Below are 24,146 nucleotides of genomic sequence, written 5' to 3'. Positions count from 1 at the left end.
TTTTTTCTACGCATTCCTCTTAGGTTATTTGCGCTTTTTCCTGATGCGCTTTGTGGTATGATTGGCGACCTTGTCGAGAAATTGAAGAGCTTCTTGCAATAGCATTCAATCAAATTTTTTTCTTTAAGACAGTATACTCCGGCAATCTCCAACTCTATATTTCCAGCGCATGGTTACTTCGGTTTCATTCTTCAGAATAACAATCCTGATATTATTGCTGTCTTTTGGTGCGGAAGCGCAACATAACCTGAAATTTAAAACTGTTATACTGGAGGACAATCACATCCGGTGTATTCTTCAGGACAAGCGGGGCTTTATATGGTTTGGAACCCGCGATGGACTGAATAAATATGATGGTAATAAACTGGTAGTATATAAAAATATAATTGGCGATTCTACAAGCATTAGTGGAAGCCTTATTGCAGATATACTCGAAGACAAAGACGGTTTTCTTTGGATCGCTACTTTTTCTGGTCTAAGTAAATACGATCGTAAAACCGATTCGTTCGTGCAATATAAAGCTGGCCGTGAACCGTATAATATCCCGAGCAACAACGTTGAAGCACTACACGAAGATCGGCTTGGAAATATATGGATTGGAACTGATCAAGGACTTTGTAAACTGGACAGGATTCGCAGTAAACTGACCAAGTATATACATGAAGCCGGCAATGTTTCGAGTATCGTTTCCAGTGAGATTACGGATATACAGGAAGATCTGAAGGGGAATATATGGATTGGTACAGTAGAAGGTCTGGATCGGTTTAATGTCTCTGAAAATAAATTTGCACACTATAAGCCCGGTAATGGTGTAGGTTCGCTAAGCGCGGAATTTGTACGGGATCTTTTCATGGATAAGGAAGGTAATATATGGGTAGCTACAAAGGGTGGTGGTGTAAATGTATTCAACGAAAAGACCGGTACATTCAAACAATATAGCAACGATCCGGATAACAAATATAGTCTGAGCAATAACGAGACCATGGCGCTGAACGAGGATGCAGAAGGTCGTATCTGGATCGGCACCGAAAATGGTGGACTCTGCATTCTGGATAAGAAAACCGGTAAGATCTCTACATATGGTAACAGTAACAATGATGCGAGTGGCCTGATTCAAAATTCAATTCACGTACTCTATCGTGACCCCGCGAATAACATGTGGGTGGGCACAGCAAGCGCAGGGGTAAATTTCCTGGACTGGAGCCGAAAAAAGTTTACGCACTATATACATGATCCGGGCGATCCGCAGAGTCTAAGCGACAATGATGTTCGTGGCTTTGCAGAAGATAAAAGTGGCACTATATGGATAGCCGCAGATGGTGGTGGTATAAATGCTTTTGATCCGCTAGCGCGAACATTTATAGCCTATAAGCACAATGCGAAATCCAATAGCATGAGTGGTGATTATGCAACGGCTATTGCGCTGGATAAGGACGAAAATGTTTGGGCTGGCACGTGGGCCGGTGGTCTGAATTTCTATGATAGAGCTAAACAAAAATTTACACACTATAAACATATACCGGGTGATGAGAATAGCCTGACCGTAAACGAAGTCTTTGGTGTAATAAACGACCGCGATAATAATATATGGATCTCTTTTTTTTCGGGTGGTATCAATAAACTGGATGGAAAGACAAAGCAAATCACCCGTTACTTGCATGATCCTGTTGCTTCAACAAGCCTCAGCAGCAACCGGGTATTTCTTGCTTTTCAAGACAGTAAAGGTATACTCTGGATTGGCACAGAATTAAGTGGTGTGGATAGCTTTGATCCCGAGACGCAGCAGTTCACCAACTATGCGCACGATGAACGTGATCCGTTCAGCATCAGCAACAATACGATACAGGATATATTTGAGGATAGCAAGGGGTATATCTGGTTCTGCACAACGGGTGGGCTGGATCGTTTTGACAGAGAAACTAAAAGATTCACCACGTATCAGATCAAGGACGGACTTCCAAGTAATGCGACCATGAGTATAGAAGAAGACCTGCATGGTAATTTATGGATTGGTACAAATAAAGGGTTAAGTAAATTTGATCCTGTAAAGAAAACTTTTAGAAACTTTACGGTTGCCGATGGCTTACAGGGAAATTCCTTTGGTTTTAACAGTTCACTTCGTACGCGCGATGGCCAGATGTACTTTGGTGGTAACAACGGCTTCAATGTATTTCACCCGGACAGCATTGTCGATAACCCTGCTATACCTCCGGTAGTCATCACCGATTTTCAGCTCTTCAATAAATCAGTTTCAAGTCGCAATAACAAAATTCTAAAATCACATATAGGGGAGACTAACGAGATTCGATTATCGTACGACCAGTCTGTGTTTTCATTTGAGTTTTCGGCATTGAATTATACATCACCGGAGAATAATCAATACGCATATCGTTTGGAGGGCTTCGATAAAGATTGGAACTATGTGGGGAATAAACATTTCGCAACGTATACCAACCTCGACCCTGGCAAATATACTTTCTATGTGAAAGCTTCAAATAATGATGGTGTATGGAATACCGAAGGTACTGCTATAGACATTATTATCACACCACCATTCTGGCTAACGTTCTGGTTCCGTGCAACGGTAGCCCTGGTGCTTATTGGTGGTGCGTTTACGTTTTATTGGGTCAGGATCAACTCCGTAAAGCGCCAACGAAATATACTTGAACGGATCGTGAACGAGCGCACCGCAGAAGTAGTAGGGCAGAAGGAGATCCTGGAAGCTCAAGCCCAGTTTTTGAGAGAGATCAATGGCGAGCTTACCACACAGAAAGCGGAAGCCGAAGATGCAAGGAATGAAGCTGAACAAGCAAACAAAGCCAAGAGTATATTTCTGGCCACCATGAGTCACGAGATCAGGACACCGATGAATGGGGTTATCGGTATGGCTTCGCTGCTGGCGGAAACTCCGCTTACGGCAGAGCAATTCGAGTATACAGAAACCATTCGTAGTTGTGGTGATAACCTGCTAACCGTAATCAATGATATACTTGACTTTTCTAAAATTGAATCCGGTAAAATGGAACTTGAGCAGATCTCTTTTGATCTCCGGTCATGTGTGGAAAGTGTACTCGATGTGTTTGCAGGGAAAGCCGCAAAAATAGGATTAGACCTTATCTACCAAATCGAGCCGAATGTACCGAGTAAAATTATAGGAGACAGTACACGCGTCCGGCAGGTGTTATTAAATCTTGTGTCCAATGCTATAAAATTTACCACTGAAGGCGAGATCTTTGTAAATATAGCGGCGTCAAAAGATATAGCTTCGCAGGATGATGCATTATTTTTGAAGTTCTCGGTACGCGATACAGGTATAGGTATACCGGAAAATAAACAGCATCTGCTGTTCAAATCATTTGCGCAAGTTGATTCATCTACCACCCGTAAGTATGGCGGCACAGGACTCGGCCTTGCTATATGCGAGAAGCTTGTGCAGTTAATGGGTGGAGAGATATCTATGACCAGTACGCCATCCGTTGGTTCCGTTTTTTCTTTTACGATCAAAACCAATTCCGCAGAAGAAGCATTTCAGAAATATGTATACCTGAATCCCAACGATTGTATCGGGAAGCGTGTTTTGGTAGTGGATGACAACGAAACGAACCGTATGATTCTGAAAACGCAGCTGGAACAGTGGAAACTTATTCCCGTTGTGGCTCAATCAGCGGCTCAGGCGATGGATATACTATATGAAGGACATTCGATAGACTTGGTCATAACGGATTATCACATGCCGATAACCGATGGTGTTGCCTTGGGAAAAATGATCCGAAGCCGGTATCCTTCACTTCCAATTGTATTGCTTTCTTCGCTGGGTACAGACAAGACGATTGAACTTTCTGAATTATTCTTTCATATACTTACCAAGCCAGTTCATCAGACGCAATTGAATGAGACTATATTTCAGGCCCTACGCCACGAGCGGAAGGTACAAGTGCGGAGTGTACAAACTGCAAAGCAACTCTCGGTAGAGTTTGCAAGCATCAATCCGCTTACGATTCTGGTTGCAGATGATAATATGGTAAACCAGAAACTTGCTGTACGAATTCTGAATAAGCTTGGATATACTCCGAAGGTTGTTAACAATGGCGTGGAAGTGCTGAACGAAATGCGCTCGAAACAATACGATGTTATACTGATGGATGTACAGATGCCCGAAATGGATGGGCTCGAAGCCACGCGAATATTGCGCCATGAATTGAAGTCCGGATCGTTTATCATTGCTATGACTGCGAATACCATGCAGGGCGATAAGGAGCAGTGCATCGAAGCCGGTATGGATGCTTATGTAAGCAAGCCCATGCGTCTGGAAGATATACTGAAAGCACTCGAGAATGCCTCGCAGTACACAAGCAAGCGAAGTCTCAATGGCGTATAGGTAATAAAAATCTATAGTCTTCTTGGAGCATAAATAGAAGCGACCATTACTTTCAAAGCATAAGCACCTCCCTTGCCGGCTAAGTAACAGCACCCCAAGCAACAGTTTCTCTATGCTTTCATAACACCAATCGTATTTCCATGCCAGTCCGGGAACAATGTATTTTTGTTTTCCAGTTTTAAATGTATGCTGGCAACTTCACTGAATATACTTCTGAAATCAGTAGTAACAGCAAGGTCGCGACCATCTTCCAGGTTTTCTATAGCGAGAGGATTTACCGTACCATGTACTTTTCCACCCTGTACATTATTTCCTAAAATGAAAGAACAGGAAGCTCTGCCGTGATCCGTACCGCCGGTCCCATTTTGTTTTACCGTTCTTCCGAATTCGGTCATTGTCATAACGGTGATGTCGTCCTGATACATTTCAATATCACGCCAAAAAGCAATGATACTATTGCTGAGATCCGTTACATTGCGTGCAAACATACCGTTGTAAGTGCCTTGATTGAAATGAGTATCCCATCCTCCCGATTCAGCAAAAGCAACTTCCAACCCAACATCCATTTTTATAAGTTGAGCAATCTGTTTTAATGAATTCCCTAAAGGACTGTTCGGATAACTTGCCCCATTGGCAGGAGTATAGTTACGAACATCGGCAAGTTGCAGCATTTTAACAGCGTCAAAACTTTCCTTACTTGTTTCTTTTAACAATGAAGAGGAAGTTTGGTCATATAGCTCTTCAAAACTTTTAGCCGCCACAGATGCACCAGCCGGATTACCTTTTAACTGAACGGTAAAATCTTTTAAGTCTTTGATCGCCAGAGCAGCATGATTTCCGTATAGCGAACGAGGTAAAGATGAAGTGACGCTAACAGCCTGGAAGGGCGTTGCTTCATGCCCGAGTAACCCAACAGCGCGATTGAGCCAGCCACTGGGAGTATTCTTGTTAAAGGGAGTGCCCGACTCCATATAGTCTTGTGCATCAAAATGTGAACGGGTAGTGTTTGGTGAGCCCATGCCGTGTACTATAGCAAGCTGCTTTTCATGAAAGAGTGATTCAAAAACCTGCAGAGAAGGATGGAGCCCGAAACGTCCGTCAAGATCAATTAAAGGTTTGTCAGCTTTTTCTTTTGCGGCAGACATAAATAAAGTAGGGCGTGCAGCCTTGAGGTATATATCAGTAAAAGGCGTTACAGCCATAAGTCCATCCATGGCACCACGCTGGAATATACAGACGAGTACTTTATTTTTTCGATACGGTGCCATGATTTTACTACTCGAAGCTGCGCGCGCCATAAAGGATGGAACTCCTCCTATACCAATGCCAAACAAGGTTAGTCCACCAGCTTTTAGAAAACCTCTTCGTGTTACCATGTGTTTATATTTTTTCTTGTGTGTTATTTATCTTCTTTGAAACTCAGGAGATCCCAGTAGAATACCAATTACCTGGGACAGTCTATATTTACTTTGCCCGGTTGTCTGTGTCAGTGGATTCATCAACATGAGTGCTTCGCCGCTTAGGCTATCCGTTGTAGCCATACGCATGGTTGAATCCGAAGCTGCACTCCCTGCAGCTTCATTTATTTTTTGATCCAGGTTCTGGGCGTTGAGTAATGGTGTAAGGCGTTTTACAGTCTCCTCTACATTTCTTTCTGGTAATAGAAGTTTGCTATAGGTAATCAATGCATCTTCCGCACTTTCGGGTTCATGGTTTTTGTTCAGCGCCAGTAGATTAAATTTTACACCAGGTATTCGTCCGTCTGCTAATGCGAGGCCAAAGTTCATCCGGTTTAGCAATGAGCCGGTGTTGATCCAGTATTGGCCCCTGTCGGGGAAACCAGTCGGAGCCTGGTAGAAATATAGCGGCTGGCCCATTCGCGTTATCCAGGTATATATTTCGTACGGCTTGTATACTTCTGCGTTCAGGGCCCGTAGACTGCTGACAGCTACTTCAAGTGGTGATTTTGTTTTTGCCCGTATAGCAGACGGTTCCCAGAACTCGGTTGAAGATACCATGGTAATTAAGACTTGCTTTATATCTCCGTTTCTTTCAAGAAAGGTCTTAGCCATTTTTTCAATCAGTCTCACGGGTGGTTCATCGCTAACAAATCTGGTGGCAATCTTGGTGGATATAAATTTTGCTGTAGCAGGGTGATGTGCAAGGAACGTTAACAATTGCAGCCCTTCCTCATATCCCTTGCCTGGTGGAAATGATTTACCCATAACTATTTTTTTACCAGTGTCATGACGATTAGGGGTAAATAGAAAATCTCCATCATGTATAAAACCACGCGCTTTCAATTTATCTTCTCCTTCTCTTTCCAGTAATTTTTTATAACTATTCCCAAAATTTTCTTTTCCTATAGGGTATAGTGTCCAGCCGGTAAGAATTCTTGCCGCTTCTGTAACATCGTTCTGCGTGTATCCACCATCAACACCTAACGTGTGTAATTCCATAACTTCACGGGCATAATTTTCATTAAGCCCTTTCATTCTTCCTTTTTTTTCTTGTTTTTTTTCTGCTATAGTATCTTTTGTACCAACACTGCTAAAGTTGTCGAGGTATAAAAGCATGGCAGGAGATTTAGCTGTTGAAACGAGAAGATCTTCAAACGCTCCCAATGCGTGTGGACGTATAGCATCTCTTTCATAACCAGGAATAAACTGCGCACAGATCTTTTTGGTAAAGGATATATTAAAATGATTGAACCAGAACTCGGCAAGTACTTCCTGTAACTGATTGTTAGTATATACTGCACGAATTATTTTTTGACTACTAAATTGACGGATAAGCTCGCGTTCTGGCTTAATCTGTTTTTTCTTGGCATAATCCTTCAGTTGATCTCGGTATTCACCTTTGTTAAGTTTTGCTGAATCTCTGTCGATCACGCCATCAGCTATAGCCATACGTAAAATTTGTGCGTTTTTAAAGTAAGTATTTACGATGTCGGCATTACTTAATTTTAGAGCATCGTAGTCATCCAACAGCGCATTAACTTTGTCATCCTTTAGGTTAGCCGTCAATTGTTGTTGAAACCAATTCTCAAGCCCCATGTTTACTATATCTTCAATCTGTCCCGGTACAACACCGTATGTAAACCGACTGACTAGGTGAGCGGCTGCCTGCTCTCTTGTTAGACCTGCCTGTGCATAGGGGAAGCGATAGGACGGTGGCGGATCTGCTTGTGATTGAGAAATGGAGGCTGAAAGCATAATTCCATTCAGCAGCACAATTATAGTGACCAGAAGAAATAGCCAGCGGTGTTTTGTATCAATCATACATAATTCTTTATAGGCATTAGACTTTACAATTGGAAGATGGTTTACTCGCCTCGTTAAAAAATATTGATCGCGTTAATAAGTCGAAGGGATTCGATTAATAGCCGGTTATGGGGACGAGCGAGTTAAATTTTATCTACATGCAATCCTATTGCATCGTTTCATCCGCTATCTTTGGGCTGTGCGATTTACAGCGATCATATTTTCACTTTACATGCTGGTGCTGGCATGTTATCCATGTATGGATCGCTATACCTGTGCGGACGAATTATCATCCGGATCAGCGCAGGTAAGTTTGAATGACAATGAGCAGCATCAGGCAGAAGCAGATCATTGCTCACCGCTCTGCATTTGCTCTTGCTGTGCTACCCATATACGGCTCACCGTTTTGGAAATTGCTATACCGCGTCATTTTAGTCACAATACAAAATTTACAATTCCCTATCAGGAACGATCTTTATTGAGTTCCCATAACGCTATCTGGCAACCGCCAAGGCTTTCGTAAAAAACAGCATGGCATAATCCGGCCGTCATCATAAACCAGTACAGTATATAGATATAAGGTAAGTCTTCTTTAACACAAGTGGACTGCTATACCTTTATGATATATTGTATAGACTACAGGTCATGAATGGACCTTTATTTTCAATGATATTTACTATTTCAGACAAGAACTATGTTAGACAGAATCATCCGGTATTCTATTGACAATAAGCTGGTGATCGGGCTCTTTATAATAGCCTTGATTATAGGAGGAGCCTATTCAATTTCCCGGCTGCCTATTGATGCCGTTCCGGATATAACCAATAACCAGGTGCAGATCATAACCGTAGCGCCATCACAATCGGCACTCGACATTGAACGCCTCGTTACGTTTCCGGTAGAGCAAACTATGGCTACTATACCGGGTATACATGAGATCAGAAGTTTCTCTCGTTTCGGACTTTCAGTCGTTACGATTGTATTTAAAGAACATATCGATGTATACTGGGCACGGCAACAAGTAAATGAACGGCTGGTGGTCGCAACCAGTCAGATTCCTCCGGGTATAGGGAAGCCGGAGCTTGCACCTGTAACAACGGGCCTTGGTGAGATTTTTCAGTATATAATTCGCCCTAAAAAAGGTTTCGAAGAGAAGTATACAGTAATGGAACTTCGCAGTTTTCAGGATTGGATTGTACGCAGGCAACTGCTAGGTACCGAAGGTGTAGCTGAAGTTGCGAGCTTCGGTGGATATTTAAAGCAGTATGAAATTGCTATAGATCCCGATAAACTCCGAAGCTATGATCTTGGTCTCGAACAGATATTTACAGCACTTGAGCAGAACAATCAAAATACCGGAGGTGCCTATATAGATAAAAAACCGAATGCATACTTTATCAGGAGCGAAGGGCTCATCACCACAGAGGAAGATATAGGGAAGATTGTTATTAAAAATACAACTACCGGAATGCCGGTTTTGATCCGCGATGTAGCGAGCATTCAGTTTGGACATGCGAATCGCTTTGGCGCCATGACCTATAATAATGAAGGCGAAGTAGTAGGCGCTATCGTGATGATGCTGAAAGGTGAAAATTCCAATGCTGTCGTTAAGCGTGTAAAGGAGCGTATAGCACAAATTGAAAAGACACTTCCCGAAGGACTTGAGATTGATGCATTCCTGGACAGAAGTGAACTCGTAGAAAGGACGATTGGAACAGTTGAAAAAAATCTCATTGAAGGTGCGTTGATTGTAATTGTAGTGCTGGTACTGTTTCTCGGTAACCTGCGTGCTGGTCTTATAGTAGCATCGGTAATTCCGCTGGCCATGCTCTTTGCTATTTCCATGATGTATATCTTTGGTGTATCCGGAAACCTGATGAGCCTTGGTGCCATAGACTTTGGATTGATTGTAGATGGAGCCGTTATCATTGTTGAGGCCACGATGCATTACCTTGGCTTTCGTACGATAACAAAGCGGTTAACGCAACGCGAGATGGACGAAGAAGTATATACCGCTGCATCACGCATACGAACATCGGCCGCGTTCGGTGAAATTATAATTTTAATAGTATATCTGCCGATCCTGGCACTTGTAGGAGTAGAGGGGAAGATGTTTAAACCGATGGCACAAACGGTAGGGTTCGCTATAATAGGGGCCTTTATTCTTTCCATCACCTATATACCGATGATGTCTGCACTCTTTCTGAGCAAGAGTCCGAAACGTGAGAGAAATTTATCGGATAAGATGATGGATTTTTTCCATCGCATCTATACACCTGCACTTCGAAGTTCGCTACAGTACAAATTTATAGTGGTTGCTACAGCAGTGATACTCTTCGCGGTAAGTCTCTTCTTATTTGCAAACATGGGCGGAGAATTTTTGCCGACACTGGATGAAGGAGATTTTGCCATTGAGACACGCGTTCTCACAGGAAGCAGTTTGTCCTATACGATTGAAGCAGCACAAAAAGGATCTGCTGTTCTGCTACAGGAATTTCCCAATGAAGTAGAGGAAGTCGTTGCTAAAATCGGGTCATCAGAAATTCCAACGGATCCAATGCCAATTGAAGCCTGCGATTTAATGGTAATTCTAAAGCCTAAGGAAGATTGGATCAAGGCACATACCCGTGATGCGCTGGCTGAGAAAATGAGTGAGGCACTTGAAGTTGTTCCGGGTGTGTCATTCGGATTTCAACAGCCAATACAAATGCGTTTTAATGAATTGATGACAGGTGTCCGGCAAGATATAGCGGTTAAAATATTTGGTGAAGACCTCGAGACACTCACTGACTTATCAAAGCGAGTGGCAGGCGTAGTAAAAAATGTAACGGGCGCTCGCGATCTATATATTGAAGAAGTAACAGGGCTGCCACAGATCGTAGTAAAGATAAACCGTGATGAGATTGCTAAGTATGGTGTAAGTATAGCGACCGTTAACCAAGCCATCAACACGGCCTTCGCAGGACAATCAGCGGGATTGGTATATGAAGGTGAAAAACGTTACGACCTCGTGGTGCGTCTCAATACACAACATCGTCAACAAATTGCTGATGTTCAGAATCTGTTTGTTACCACTCGCGATGGAAACCAGGTACCCTTAACTCAATTGGCAGACGTAGAATTTAAAGTCGGTCCAAATCAAATTCAGCGCGAGGATGCCAAGCGAAGAATTATAGTCGGCTTCAATGTGCGCGGGAGAGATATTGCAGGTGTTGTAAAAGAGATACAACAAAAAATCGAGCAACAGGTAAAGTTTCCACCAGGCTATTACCCTATATATGGCGGCCAGTTCGAAAATCTTCAGGCGGCACAAGACCGGTTGTCTGTAGCAGTTCCAGCAGCGCTTGCACTTATTTTTCTCCTGCTGTTCTTTACTTTTCATTCCGTAAAACAATCGCTTCTCATTTTTACAGCTATACCCATGGCTGCCATTGGTGGTGTACTTGCCTTGCTTCTGAGAGGAATGCCCTTCAGTATATCGGCAGGGGTGGGCTTCATTGCGTTGTTCGGTGTTGCTGTACTTAATGGTATTGTATTGATAGCAGAGTTTAACAGGCTTAAAAAGGAAGGGCTCACGGACCTGGAGCAAGTCATTTTGAAGGGAACTGCAGTTCGGTTGCGCCCTGTGCTTATGACGGCTGCAGTAGCCTCACTGGGTTTCTTACCTATGGCGCTGACAACCAGTGCGGGAGCAGAGGTACAGAAACCCCTGGCAACGGTGGTGATCGGTGGTTTGATAAGCTCGACTATCCTTACACTCATTGTGCTGCCATGTTTGTATATATACTTTGAAAATATTCACTTAAAAAAGGCTAAAGACAATGAAACGGAAATATAGTATTGTAGATATATACCGGAGGGTGATAACGTGCACGCAATCAGTACTGATGGGAATCATGGTTTGTTCCGGTGGGTTTGCTATAGCACAGCAAAGTACGGTTACACTTGAAGAGGCAATTCAACAAACGCTTCAGAAAAATAAAAATATAGAAGCAGCTTCGCTGGATATTGAATACCAGCAGCAGATCAGGCGCACGGCAACGGACATCGGTAAAACAAACGTGATGTATATGCAGGGGCAGTACAACAGCTATGTGAAGACGGATAATAACATTACGATCTCGCAGAGTATACCATTCCCTACGGTATTCACCTCACAGAATGCTTTGGATAGATCACTTGTGAAAGGCGCAGAATTTCGAAAAGCTGTTACTGAAAATGAGTTGGTATATCAGGTAAGGCAAGTATACCATCACCTCTTATACCTGGTGGCGCGTGAGGCATTGCTTGAGCAGCAAGACAGCATCTATACTAATTTTGTAAAGGCAACTGACCTTCGATATCGTACCGGTGAAACGCGTATGCTGGAGAAGACAACTGCGGAAACGCAGCGCAATGAGGTGCTGAATCAGCTTGCGCAGATCCAGGCCGATATTCAGATTTATCAGCAGCAGTTGGCGGTACTCATGAACAGTAGCCATCCCGTTACGATAGCAGCTACGGAGTTGTCTGAACGAAAGCTCGGCTTGCCATTGGACAGCGTTTCGATTAGTCGAAATCCAAACATGGCTTATCTTAAACAGTTGAAAGAGATTGCTGCCAATGAGAAAAAAGTGGCGAGTGCTAAAGTGCTTCCGGACCTGAGTATAGGCTACTTCAACCAGACGCTCATCGGGACACCGGTAAATGCAAGTGGCGAGCTCGCTACCAAAAGCGATCGCTTCCAGGGTTTCCAGGTTGGACTTGCTATACCGTTGTGGTTCGGTCCTCAATCTGCGAAAGTAAAAGCTGCCGCTATACATCGACAAAAAGTGCAAACGCAGTTTGAATTGAGTCAAACCGTAATGTTGGCACAATGGCAACAAAGCGCTCAGGAGTATATTAAAAACAAGAGCAGTGTGAATTTTTACCAAGGCGCAGCATTGGCGAATGCAGCGTTGATATTGAAGCAATCCGACATTGCTTTCAAGAATGGTGAGATAGACTATACGGAGTATTGGCTGGCGGTGCGAAATGCTATGCAGATCCGTGAAAATTATCTCAACAGCTTGAACAACCTGAACCAATCCGTTATACACCTGGAGTTTCTGGCGGGTATTCAATAAAACAAAATATACCGATTAGTCATGATGAATATCGTCAAGTATAAAGTAAGACATCATTCAAATAGAATAACAATGAGACTTTTAAAATATATAGTATTAACCATTATAGTCACGCTGCTATATTCATGCGGAAGCAAGGAACAACCTGAAGCAACCGAAGCGCATCATGAAGAAGAAGAGAATGCAGCAACATTAACAGAAGCACAGATTAAAACCGCAGGCATTACACTCGGTAAAATTGAACGCAGACAGATCAGTGGAACGATCAAGGCCAACGGTATATTGGATGTACCTCCCCAGCAACTTGTGAGTGTGTCGGTTCCGTTGGGAGGGTTTTTAAAAAGCACTACGCTACTGCAAGGGTCACGTGTGCGTAAAGGTCAGCTGATTGCTGTGATTGAAAATGCAGACTATATACAACTTCAGCAAGACTATCTGGAGGCCGTCAATCAGTTCGAGTTTTCGAAAGCAGACTATGAGCGCCAACAGGAGCTGGCGAAGGAAAATGTAAATGCACAGAAGACACTGCAGCAGGCGAAATCAAATTATCAAAGTTGGCTCGCCAAAAAGAACGGATTGTTAGCGAAGCTGAAACTGATCAATATAAATCTGTCGGAATTAGAGAAAGGTAATATTACCAGTACTGGAAATGTATATGCGCAAATCAGTGGCTATGTCACGCAAGTGAATGTAAACATTGGAAAGTTTGTAAGTCCTTCCGATATACTCTTTGAGATTGTTGACACTGAACACTTGCACGCAGAGCTTACTGTTTTTGAAAAGGATGTTTTGAAATTACGGATTGGACAACGGGTAAGGTTCACGCTTGCAAACGAAACACAAGAGCGCATGGCCACAGTATATCTGATCGGCAGAGAGATCGGCCAGGATCGGAGTGTCCGCATCCATTGTCATATTGATAAGGAAGATAAAGAATTGCTTCCAGGAATGTATCTCAAAGCAAATGTTGAAACCGGAGGTGCACTGGTATCTGCGTTGCCGGATGAAGCGATCATTGATTTCCAGGGTAAAAAGTATATATTCATTCCGGTAGCGGATGAAGCGCATACAGAAAAAGAAGGCAATGAACCGAAACACGAAACAGAGGAAGGTCAGCACTTTGCCATGGTTGAAATTCAGATTGGCAACAGTGAATTAGGGTATACGGAAGTAACGGTACCAGATACGCTAAACGAACAAAGCCAAGTGGTAGTAACAGGTGCCTATTCCATTTTGTCAAAGATTAAGAATAGTGAAGAAGAAGGACATGCGCATTAAGGTGTTCTTCTAAGTATTTACTGAACTTTATTTTTAGGTCACGATATCATTAAAAATATACTATATGTGGATATGCCCGGCCTGCCAGCAGAAATTTGTTAACACCAATCAGGTACATTCCTGCGGAGATAAAGTGCTTGCTGATTTTCTTGACAACAAATCGGAGCATACCGTCACATTGTTTTGGGAATTTATACGGAGCTACCAACAGATAGGGGATATAACGATTCATCCAACAAAGTCAATGATTGCATTGGCTGCTAAAACAAGGATTGCCTATATCACACGACTCGGTCGCGACTTTGTGGATATAGTATTTCCTTTTCAGGAGCCGCATCATGAGAATCTATGTTTCCAGAAGATAGCACAGGTACCGGGTACGTCTCAGTATAATCATCATTTGCGCATAACAAGTGCTGAAGATATTAATGGTGAAGTAAAGGAATTTATGAAACAGGCCTATACATCCGGCAAGTAATTAGATTATAATTGTAAAACTATAACTATTTGCCCGACGCAGTGATTTTTTTAAGATCAATGCCTTTCCCAATTACAGGCTTAAAAATATCACCAACTTCTTTTAACCTGTCGATTGCGTTGAAAATGGTAAAATCAGTCGTCTTTAAACCCTTCTTTACTTCGTCCCAATGTAACGGCATGGAAACCGTAGCACCTTTTTTCGGACGAAGCGAATAGGGTGCAGCCAATGTAGCCTTCGGCCGGTTTTGCAAAAAGTCAATATACATCTTGCCGTTTCGGTTGGAGACGATTCGTTCAATGCTGGTATACTTCGGTATTTCTCGATGCACAAGCGTGGCAATCCTGATCGATTTATAGGATAGAGATGTAAAAGTCATGCCATGATAAAGAGTGAAATATACCTCACACTCTTCCTATAGTCTCGTATGATGTTATGCACATGCTGATCTGTTAACAAAAGCGACAGGGGACAAGGGAACGATTTTTTTTAAGCTATTTTGTGAACTGCCCTGTAGAATGTGGATTTCAGCTGTAACGTATATACCATGGACACTTCAAGCACCGATCAATTACTCGACACGATTGTACAGGAGATGGCTTTCGCTGCCAACATCATTGATGGCCTGCACAAGCGCGGATACAACCACAACTTCGAACTTATTGGCAATAAATTAATGTGTGTGGAAAGCCGCCTATGCTTCAGACCACGTGATTTTTGGGTGGACGAAATTTACCAATTCAATCAGGAGAAGGTAGGTTTGAAGGGATACTTTGTGTATGCATTACGCGAACCAGCGAATGATACAATGGGAATTTTTATTGCACATATAGTACAGGACTTTCAATTATAGGGTCTATAGTAATAGGGTGTATATTGACTTGTTCATCCTGGATTATCTGTGCAGGCCAATCTGTGGATTGCTTCGGAATACAAACTATGTCCATCTCATTCCTCATCTCAAATCATGGGCTGCTCTGATATGCAGGGCATAATTTTATTGTGAATCCGAAAAAAAGATCTATGAAACTAACAGGCCTCTTTGTTGCTATGTTTATAGTAGGCATTGCAACAGTTCACGCACAGCAAACAACGGATTCAACGGGTGTAAACCAATCAACGATTCAGCAGCCACAGTCTGATGTCCAATCCGGGAATCAATATGCTCCGAAGGACTACCAGGTTATTGAATCGTCTGATGTACCGGCATCTCTTCGTAGTACATTGCAGGGATCGCGCTACAAAGGATGGGAAGATGGAAAGGTATATAAGAGCACGAACAGCAACGGTTATTGGCTTAACATGGGTACAGGTACTGAGTCTAAGAGCTTTTACTTCGATAGAAATGGAAAAGCGACCAGCGCTCCCGGCACAGGGCCGTCACCAGAATAACATGTCAATATCAAAGGCCGGACTCCGTGAGGACCGGCCTCCTATATATAGGATTTATCGAGATCCAACGCCAGGCCTACCCGATATAGGTCTCACTAGCCCAACGCCATGCCTACCCGGTATAGGTCTCACCAGCGCAACGCCATGCTTACCGGGCTACTATATATCTTTCCCAAATCGATCACAAAACTCCCTCATTGAGAACAAGTAACCCTATTGAAGGTATAAAAATGTTATCTGGTGTCTATGAAAATACGGGTTTAAACGTTAGATTTGAATTGTCCGAGAGCCCATCTCCGTACTATTTTCCAGTTATCTGCCACGAATTTTAATATTGTTCTTACCCTGCTTTCATATTGGAAGCATGGGAACGGTCTGTGCATAGACTGGTGGAATAGATATTGATATAGGGGGCTTGACTTGAACTACTTTTAATCTTCACCCCTAAGGATTTTTAGAAGTTCATGTATGGATTAAAACTCATACCTGAATTCAAATGCGTAAGTACCTAATCTATTGTGTAGTCACCCTTCTTTGCAGTTTAGCATGCACGTCCGGGGCTTTTGCTGTTACATTATATACCTATACCAATGGAGGAAGCAGTGGGCAATGGAATGTTGCCAACACCTGGACCACCGATCCTACCGGGGTCAGTTTAACGGGAAGTGTTGTTCCGGGTAACAATGACGTGGTGCACATCTTAAATGGATACACCGTAACGCTTGCTGCCAACGTAACCACTACCGGTCTTACCATTAACATTCACAACGGTGGTACGTTGAATCTTTCAACCTTTACGATGGCCACGATCAGTACACTTACCGGATCTGGTACGCTAAAGATCAGAGCCGGATATTTTCCAACCATCACCACCAACGACTTCCTGGCCAATTACGCCTCCGGTGCTACAGTAGAATTTTTTGATTTCACAGGTACTTTACCAGTTTCTATAAATTATCCCAACCTTGCGTTCAGCAACTCTACGGCGGGTAACCTTACCGTTGCTTTTTCCAATGCTTCAGCCTATAGCTTTACAGTGTTTGGTAATTTGGTAACACGAACCACTGGAACGGGTACATTAACCGTGGCACTGGGTACGCAGATTACGAACAGTATTAACCTTACTGTAAATGGAACTGCCACCATTGGGGCCAATACAACGTTTGGGGTAGGCGCATTCAATGCTATTCACAATATTACATTCCTCAGCAATGTAACGAACAACGGTACCGTTGATCTCAGTAATGGAACACAGTATAGCGCATCAACAACGGGAGCAGCCAACGTAACATTTACGGGCGCAACGGATAATACACTCGCGTGTAACGGAACAACCGACCTTTATACATTGACGGTTAACAAAGGTCTTAGCTCTACCAATATACTTTCGATTACTTCAACCAACTCGGCTAACCTTAATTTTTACTCGAACGGACAGCTGATCACCATCACGAATGGTACACTGAAATTAGGTGCTAACATCAACGTTCCACGCGTGTATGGATCAGGTACTACCAACTATGATATCGGCTCTTCAACATCAAGTCCCATGTTGTGGATTGATGGTGCGACTGTAAGCACTAATGGTGCTGCGCTGGTAGTATATGGAAAGATCAGGATCACAGCTGGAAGCTTTACCAGCGTAGGTGGACAAGGAACTGTAATTCGTGAAGAAGGGCAGTATATCATTGAGGGAGGTACATTTACTACCGAGAAATTCAGACCTTCTACAACTGCATCAACGCACCGTGGTTCCTTTACCATGACCGGAGGTACATTTAATGCCAGCGGTACTACGGCATCTGATTCTAGGTATGCCCGCTTTTCTTTGCCGTTTCCGGAACAGGTATTCATCATGTCGGGAGGAACTATAAATGTGAGCAATCCGGAGCCTTCCACTTCTTCCGGAGATGCAACGAATGGCGGTATACATATCGGGTGTAATGCTTCAAACTATAATGTTACCGGAGGAACGGTAAATGCTATACTCTCCGGTACAGCTACTTCCTTTTCTATCGCGTCCGTAGCACCTTTTTGGGATTTTAATATATTCCGGACAGGAACTCCTACTACAGTACGATTGACCGGCATAGGGAGCGTAGGCGGTACGGTTACCACGGCCCAGCCTTTGGTAGTGTTGAATGATTTTTCTATTAACGGAACAAACAATCCTATATTTAATGCCAATGGGCAGAGCGTTACGATAGGAGGAGATTTTGCAATCAGCAGTGGAGCTACCTATACACCGAGTTCTAACACTACTACATTTGACGGAGCAGCAGATCAGAGTTTCTCGAATGATGGAACGATTACTTCAGGACTCTATAACCTGACGGTGAGTAAAGCTTCCGGCACGTTAACACTAGGAGGTAGTGCTACTACCTATACGGTTACACAAACATTGACACTTACCGGAGGTATATTAAATGACGGTGGCAAAACTATTCAGGTTACAGGCAATATATATAATGAAGCTATACATACCGGAACCGGTAACATTACATTGAGTGGCGCTACCACACAAACTATAGCGGGTGATGGAAACGGGATTCTTGGAAACCTCATTCTGAATAATGCCAGCACGCCAGGTGCAACCATAACGTCTGATCTTACGATCAGCGGTATATTAACGCTTGCCGGTACCGGGAATAGTTTGTTCGATATATCGTATTATCAATTGTCGTTAACTTCTACTTCTGCTACTGCGCTAACAACCACTGGTAATCCGTTTAGCAGTTCTAAAATGATCCGGACATTAGGTTTTCAATCAGACCGTGGTATACGGAAAACTTTTGGCAATCTGTCCGCCTTTACGTTTGCATTTGGTGTAGGGAGTAATTATACACCGGCTACTATACAACTTACATCCGCACCGACAGCCTATGGTACTATAACCGCAAGGCCTGTTAACTCAAGGCATCAATTCATTGTTGCCGGAAATACCAATAATCTTTCCTGGTATTGGAAAGTTGTGAGCTCTGGTTTTACAGGTGTTGGTGCATCGGCTGTGTCTCATACATATCAGTATGTTGAGTCAAGCGTATCGGTGGCTGGTGACGATGCGAATTATGTACCTGCGCGGTATAATCCTACTACGTGGACAGTTATCAATAATGTTTCACAAGTAAATGAAACCTCGAATATAATTTCGTTTACAAATGTAGGCTATATCGATGGCGACTATACAGCAGGCAGACCAATAGCATTTGGTACAGTAAAGATATTTTATAGCAAACGCAGTGGCGACTGGAGTAACACAGGAGCAGGAACTACACCTTGGTCTAACGTTAGTCACTCGGGACCTGATGCAACTACAATACCAGGAGCAGGCGACCAGGTATTTATAGGAGATGGTACCACGTACAATCATACTATTACCATTTCCTCCAACGGACAATCATCCGGTGGTTTGGAGATAAATGCTGGAAGTACGCTAGATGTAGGTATATATACCGGTCATAATTTCGGACGACTCGAGAACGTTCAGATATCCGGAAGCGGCTTGTTGAGAATATCCTCAGCTACTGCCACCGCAGAATTCCCGGCAGGTGACTTTGGTAATTTTATCCGGTCTACCGGAGGAACTGTTGAATATTATACAACGGGTGCGCAAGATTTCTCTATACCGGTAAGCTCGGTTAGTCCCACTATTTTGCCACTCACTTCCTATAAGAATTTATTATTGAGTCCGGCAACAGGAAGATATATAGCGATGCCGAATCAGGATGAACGAATTTATGGTAACATTACGGTACAAGGTGCATCCACTACCGGTGTTGTACGATTAAATGCAGCGGCATCACGAACACTTACTGTCAATGGAAACCTACTGGTAACAGGAGGTAATCTTCAATTTATGAATGGCACTGCGCAAACGCTGCAGATTGATGGTAACATCGCGATCAGTTCAGGTGCATCGTTCACAATAGCAGGCACAGGTGTTGCCACCACAAATATACTTTCCATAGAAGGAAACCTGGTTAATAACGGAACGCTCGACCTTTCGAACACAGCATCGTATGTTTGTAATACTACCTTTACAGGATCTTCCAATACATCCATTACGGGAACAGGTTCGGTAACAGACTTCAATATACTCACGGTTTCTAAGGGTACATCACAGACACCGGTGCTCGAAGTAAATGCATCCACCTTTACATTGTCTGGCACAACGGTACCCCTGGTGTTAAACGATGGTACATTCAGACTTACGAGCGCGCAAACCGTAACCTTTGCCAATGGTTCAGATTTTTCGATTCCCGCTACTGCACGATTGTCGGCCAATGGAGGAACACTTCAACTAACCGGTTCAGATGGGCACGATCTGTTACTGGCAGGTACACTTGAAATATTAAACGGCGCTGTTAATATAGGAACCACTTCCAATGATAACGCGATTGAGTATGCTGCCACAGGCCAACCAACAATCACAACTTCCGGTGGGGCATTGAATGTACGGGGGCAGATCAGACGATCTTTTGCAAGCTCGCAAGGTGCGTTGCTATATAATCAGTCTGGTTCAGGTATAGTATCGGTAGGGCTTACCAATGCTTCGGTAACCACCAGGGGTATATTTGAGATCTTAAACACGGGAAGCTCGTTTAGCATGTCGGGTGGAACGCTGCGGGTTATACGCGCTTCCGGAAGTACATCTATTGCTGATCTATACCTTCAACCTTCCGCATATTCCGTAACGGGCGGTACTATAGAGATTGGTACAGGAAATACATCGCAGGTTATCGATATCAATTCTATTATACCGGTATATAATGTAGCGGTTACGGGAACAACCAACACAGCAAAACTTGAATTTAACGGACTGACGCTTCGTGGCTCACTCAACATTGGAAGCGGAAATATTTTCAATGCGAGTTCCTTTGATGTAAACATTGCCGGTGATTTTATAAACTCCAACACCACCAATACTACAGGAACAACAACGGGCGGATACCAGGCAGGATCGGCAACGCAAACCACAACACTTAATGGTACATCTTCCAATCAGCAGATCACTGGTGTAAGTGGCAACCTTACAAACTTCGGAAACCTCATTATTAATAATACATTTTCAGGAGGAGTAGTAGCCTTGCAGGCGAATACAAACCTTCGTGTGAATGGTATACTCATGCTGACGAGCGGAACGCTCGCAGGCGGAGCCAATACGATAACTGCTATCAGCACGGTTTCAAACGCTGCTATACATACCAGTACAGCAGGCGGAAGTATTACATTGGCGGGTACATCCAATCAGACAATCACCGGAAATGGAAACGGTAAATTTGGTAATGTAATTTTGAACAATGCATCGGGAGCAGTCTTTGGTGCAAACCAGGAAATAACGGGAATTCTTACGTTTACCAGTGGTTCGCTTACGATCGGATCATACGCGCTATATCTTTCCAATACAAGTCTATCCGCGATAAGCGGAGCAACTTCTGCTCGCTATATAGTTACATCAGGCCGGTTATCAGACAGTGGTGTTACGAAAGCTTTTTCAGGTTCTCTTTCTTCTGGAAACTTTATCTTCCCGATTGGTGTGGGTAGTAAATATACCCCTGCCAATTATACTCTGACAACAGGATCAGCAGGAGGAAACATTACAATCAGACCGGTGAACAGCAAACATCCCAGTGCAACAGGTTCAGGTACGGCCTATATTAACTATTACTGGAGTGTGAGTCATTCTATAGTGAACCTGATTTCACTGACGCACACCTATACCTATGTAGCCGCGGATGAAATGGGAACTGTAGCCAATTATAGAGACGCACGTTTCAGTGGTGGTGCATGGACAATCGGTACAACCGCAGGGAACCCGAATACCACAACGCGGATCATTACATTTACCAATATAGACCTGACAGGTGACTACACCGCCGGTGAACCAACTGCCTTTGTGAATCCTACTACCTATACCAGTATAGCATCGGGTAATTGGGAATCGGATGGAAGTGTTTGGGATATAGATCCTCCCGGAACAAACCTGGGGCCTCCGGCAGGTTCATTTGTAATTATCAGCGCAGGGCATACGGTTACGGTTACTTCTAATTCCAAGCGTATGGCGACTTTGGAAGTACGAGGCAGACTACACCTTGGTTCTACTACCGGCCATGACTTCGGAACGGTAACCACGAGTGGCGCAGGGGCACGCACGATACAGATTCAATCATCAACATTTCCTTCCGGTAATTTTACAACCTTCACTGCGGCAGGTGGTGGTACCGTTGAATACGATGGCGCGTTGACATTGCCAACGCAACCAACCTATAATAACTTGTCATTCGCCAATACAGGCACTAAAGTTCTTTCAAATGTAGACTTGGTTGTGAACGGTAATTTATCCATTGCCGCAGGTACCGTTACCAATGCTGTTAATAATAGAAACATTACACTGGGAAGTACAACCGGTAATTTTACAAACAACGGTATATTTATAGCAGGCACAGGTACAATCTTCATTGGCAGGAACTTCACGAATAGTGGCGCCAGCACTTCCTTTACATCTGGAAGCGGTACCGGTGGATTATGGATTGCCGGTAACTTTACAAACAGTACAGGTGCAACCTTTACAGCGAGCAGTGATAGTGTAAGTGTACGCGGAAACCTGAGCAACGGTGCTGTATTAAATGCAGGTTCAGGAGCGATTCGTGTCACCGGAAATCTGAGCAACACGGCCGGTACATTTACCGCAAGCTCTGGAATTATAGTTGTATCCGGATCAATGACAAATAATGCAACCTATACCGCGGGCTCCGGTGCAATCACGGTGAGAGGCTCCTATACCAACAGTGGAGCATCTGCTATATATAATGCGAACGCCAATGCATTGACAGTAAACGGTAATTTTACCAACAGCACAGGCGGCACTATAAATGCCAATACCAGTACCATGTCCATTGGCGGAAACTGGAACAACGCCAGTACGTTCAACGCAGGAACAAGTTCTGTGGTACTTACCAGTGCCTCTGCCCAGACATTAACCGGTGCAACTTCATTCTATAGACTGACGCGCTCGAATGGTGGTTCACTTACATTGAATAACGATATTGTTGTAAATGGATCGCTGACGTTGACCAGTGGAAATATTATTACCGGAAGCAACACGGTCAGTCTTACGAACACCACTGTACAACCGGTGTCCGGCAGTGCAGCATCTTTTATAGATGGTATACTTTCCATCAGTTATCCAAACACGGCCAGCACAAGCAGGGTATATCCGGTAGGTAGGGGAAGTATATATCGTCCGGTTACCATTCAGCAAACTGCGACCTCTACCGCACCCGTTGTACGTGTGCAAATGATAAACTCAGCGCCCTCCGGAAGCTACCCCGCAACGATAGAAGGATTATCTCCGGCTCGTTACTATGCTATAGATATGGTTTCAGGAACAATGAATTCACCTACGGTTGAATTGAGTTTCAATACAAACGCGCCTACGGATGAGCCGATTGCCGTGCCGGGTAACGCACGCGTGGTAAGGGCTACTGCTCCAACAGGTCCTTGGTCCGATGAAGTTGGATCCGGGGTATATTCGCCAGCATCACCCACAGGCTACGCTACATCCGGTGTTACATCATTTGCCAATCCAACATACTTTGCTCTTGGCTTTAAGAACCAGGTATTGCCTATAACACTCAAATCATTTGAAGCGGTGTTGAACGATGCGGTAGTAGAATTGGATTGGACAACCTATACCGAAATTAACAACGCATTTTTCACCATTGAAAGAAGTGCTGATGGAATTCATTTCGATTCGATTTCATCTGTCGAAGGTGCGGGTAATAGCAACATGATGTTAACGTATCAGGAAATTGACTACCATCCGTTAAAAGGTGTTTCTTACTATCGTTTAAAGCAAACGGATTATGATTTAAGATATAGCTATTCAAAAGTTGTGCGAATCGTTAACAACAATAAAAGCGGACCATCGATGGTGATTTATCCGAATCCTGCAAAACTTTCCGATAAGCTTTTAGTGCGTATAAAAAATGGCGAAGAACAACAGGCCTATATAGTAATCTCAGATGTCTCGGGCAGAACGCATTTCGCAGATTATGCTGCGCTAAATGAAAATGCAGAAGTTGATCTCTATACATTGAAAATGACATACCGTCTGGAGAGAGGTGTATACCTTGTAAGCGTTATATCCGGTACATTCAGAACGATTGAGAAGGTTGTTATAAAATAGCGTTACTGGGATAAACAACAACCTGAATTATATACTTATACCTTTATACTATATACTATGAAAT

Annotated in this window: 10 protein-coding genes and 1 pseudogene; 8 read left to right on the top strand and 3 right to left on the bottom strand. The window is 43.4% G+C overall.

The genetic code is table 11. The annotated features are described in order from the left end of the window. Positions 1–169 precede the first annotated feature (169 nt). The gene (locus tag B5Y40_RS27130) at positions 170–4,378 is read left to right on the top strand and encodes a hybrid sensor histidine kinase/response regulator (RefSeq protein ID WP_079689978.1); all 4,209 of its coding nucleotides are present in this window, start codon (positions 170–172) and stop codon (positions 4,376–4,378) included. A 110-nt stretch (positions 4,379–4,488) separates the two neighbouring features. On the opposite strand, the gene B5Y40_RS27125 is transcribed toward B5Y40_RS27130, so the two are convergent. Further along, complete coding sequence (locus B5Y40_RS27125) at positions 4,489–5,754, bottom strand: DUF1501 domain-containing protein (RefSeq protein WP_079689977.1); 1,266 nt, start codon at positions 5,752–5,754, stop codon at positions 4,489–4,491. A 27-nt stretch (positions 5,755–5,781) separates the two neighbouring features. Further along, on the bottom strand, positions 5,782–7,659 hold the full coding sequence (locus B5Y40_RS27120; RefSeq protein ID WP_079689976.1) for a DUF1800 domain-containing protein: 1,878 nt from the start codon (positions 7,657–7,659) through the stop codon (positions 5,782–5,784). 151 nt (positions 7,660–7,810) lie between these two features. Between B5Y40_RS27120 and B5Y40_RS29500 the strand changes: the two genes are divergently transcribed. The 4 genes and pseudogenes from B5Y40_RS29500 (at position 7,811) to B5Y40_RS27100 (ending at position 14,502) form a co-directional block, all read left to right on the top strand. Then, positions 7,811–8,164, top strand: a complete 354-nt coding sequence (locus tag B5Y40_RS29500) for a DUF6660 family protein (protein ID WP_159453826.1) — start codon at positions 7,811–7,813, stop codon at positions 8,162–8,164. Between the two features lie 171 nt (positions 8,165–8,335). Then, a pseudogene (locus tag B5Y40_RS27115) lies at positions 8,336–12,746 on the top strand (CusA/CzcA family heavy metal efflux RND transporter). A 72-nt stretch (positions 12,747–12,818) separates the two neighbouring features. Then, a complete protein-coding gene (locus B5Y40_RS27105; protein ID WP_079689973.1) occupies positions 12,819–14,024 on the top strand; it encodes an efflux RND transporter periplasmic adaptor subunit in 1,206 nt (401 codons plus the stop codon). A gap of 64 nt (positions 14,025–14,088) precedes the next feature. Continuing rightward, the gene (locus B5Y40_RS27100; RefSeq protein WP_221408995.1) at positions 14,089–14,502 is read left to right on the top strand and encodes a DUF5655 domain-containing protein; all 414 of its coding nucleotides are present in this window, start codon (positions 14,089–14,091) and stop codon (positions 14,500–14,502) included. Between the two features lie 25 nt (positions 14,503–14,527). On the opposite strand, the gene ligD is transcribed toward B5Y40_RS27100, so the two are convergent. Beyond that, positions 14,528–14,881: a non-homologous end-joining DNA ligase LigD gene (ligD, locus tag B5Y40_RS27095; protein WP_221408994.1), complete on the bottom strand. Its 354-nt coding sequence runs from the start codon at positions 14,879–14,881 to the stop codon at positions 14,528–14,530. A 168-nt stretch (positions 14,882–15,049) separates the two neighbouring features. Between ligD and B5Y40_RS27090 the strand changes: the two genes are divergently transcribed. The 3 genes from B5Y40_RS27090 (at position 15,050) to B5Y40_RS27080 (ending at position 24,082) form a co-directional block, all read left to right on the top strand. Beyond that, the gene (locus B5Y40_RS27090; protein ID WP_143785960.1) at positions 15,050–15,355 is read left to right on the top strand and encodes a hypothetical protein; all 306 of its coding nucleotides are present in this window, start codon (positions 15,050–15,052) and stop codon (positions 15,353–15,355) included. 170 nt (positions 15,356–15,525) lie between these two features. Beyond that, positions 15,526–15,894, top strand: a complete 369-nt coding sequence (locus B5Y40_RS27085) for a hypothetical protein (protein WP_079689971.1) — start codon at positions 15,526–15,528, stop codon at positions 15,892–15,894. Positions 15,895–16,390: 496 nt separating this feature from the next. Then, complete coding sequence (locus B5Y40_RS27080) at positions 16,391–24,082, top strand: T9SS type A sorting domain-containing protein (protein ID WP_079689970.1); 7,692 nt, start codon at positions 16,391–16,393, stop codon at positions 24,080–24,082. Positions 24,083–24,146: the final 64 nt, after the last annotated feature.

The organism is Ohtaekwangia koreensis, from assembly GCF_900167975.1.
Classification (GTDB): Bacteria; Bacteroidota; Bacteroidia; order Cytophagales; family Cyclobacteriaceae; genus Ohtaekwangia; species Ohtaekwangia koreensis.
Note: the sequence above shows the minus strand (reverse complement) of the source record. Positions and strands in the feature narration are given on the sequence as shown.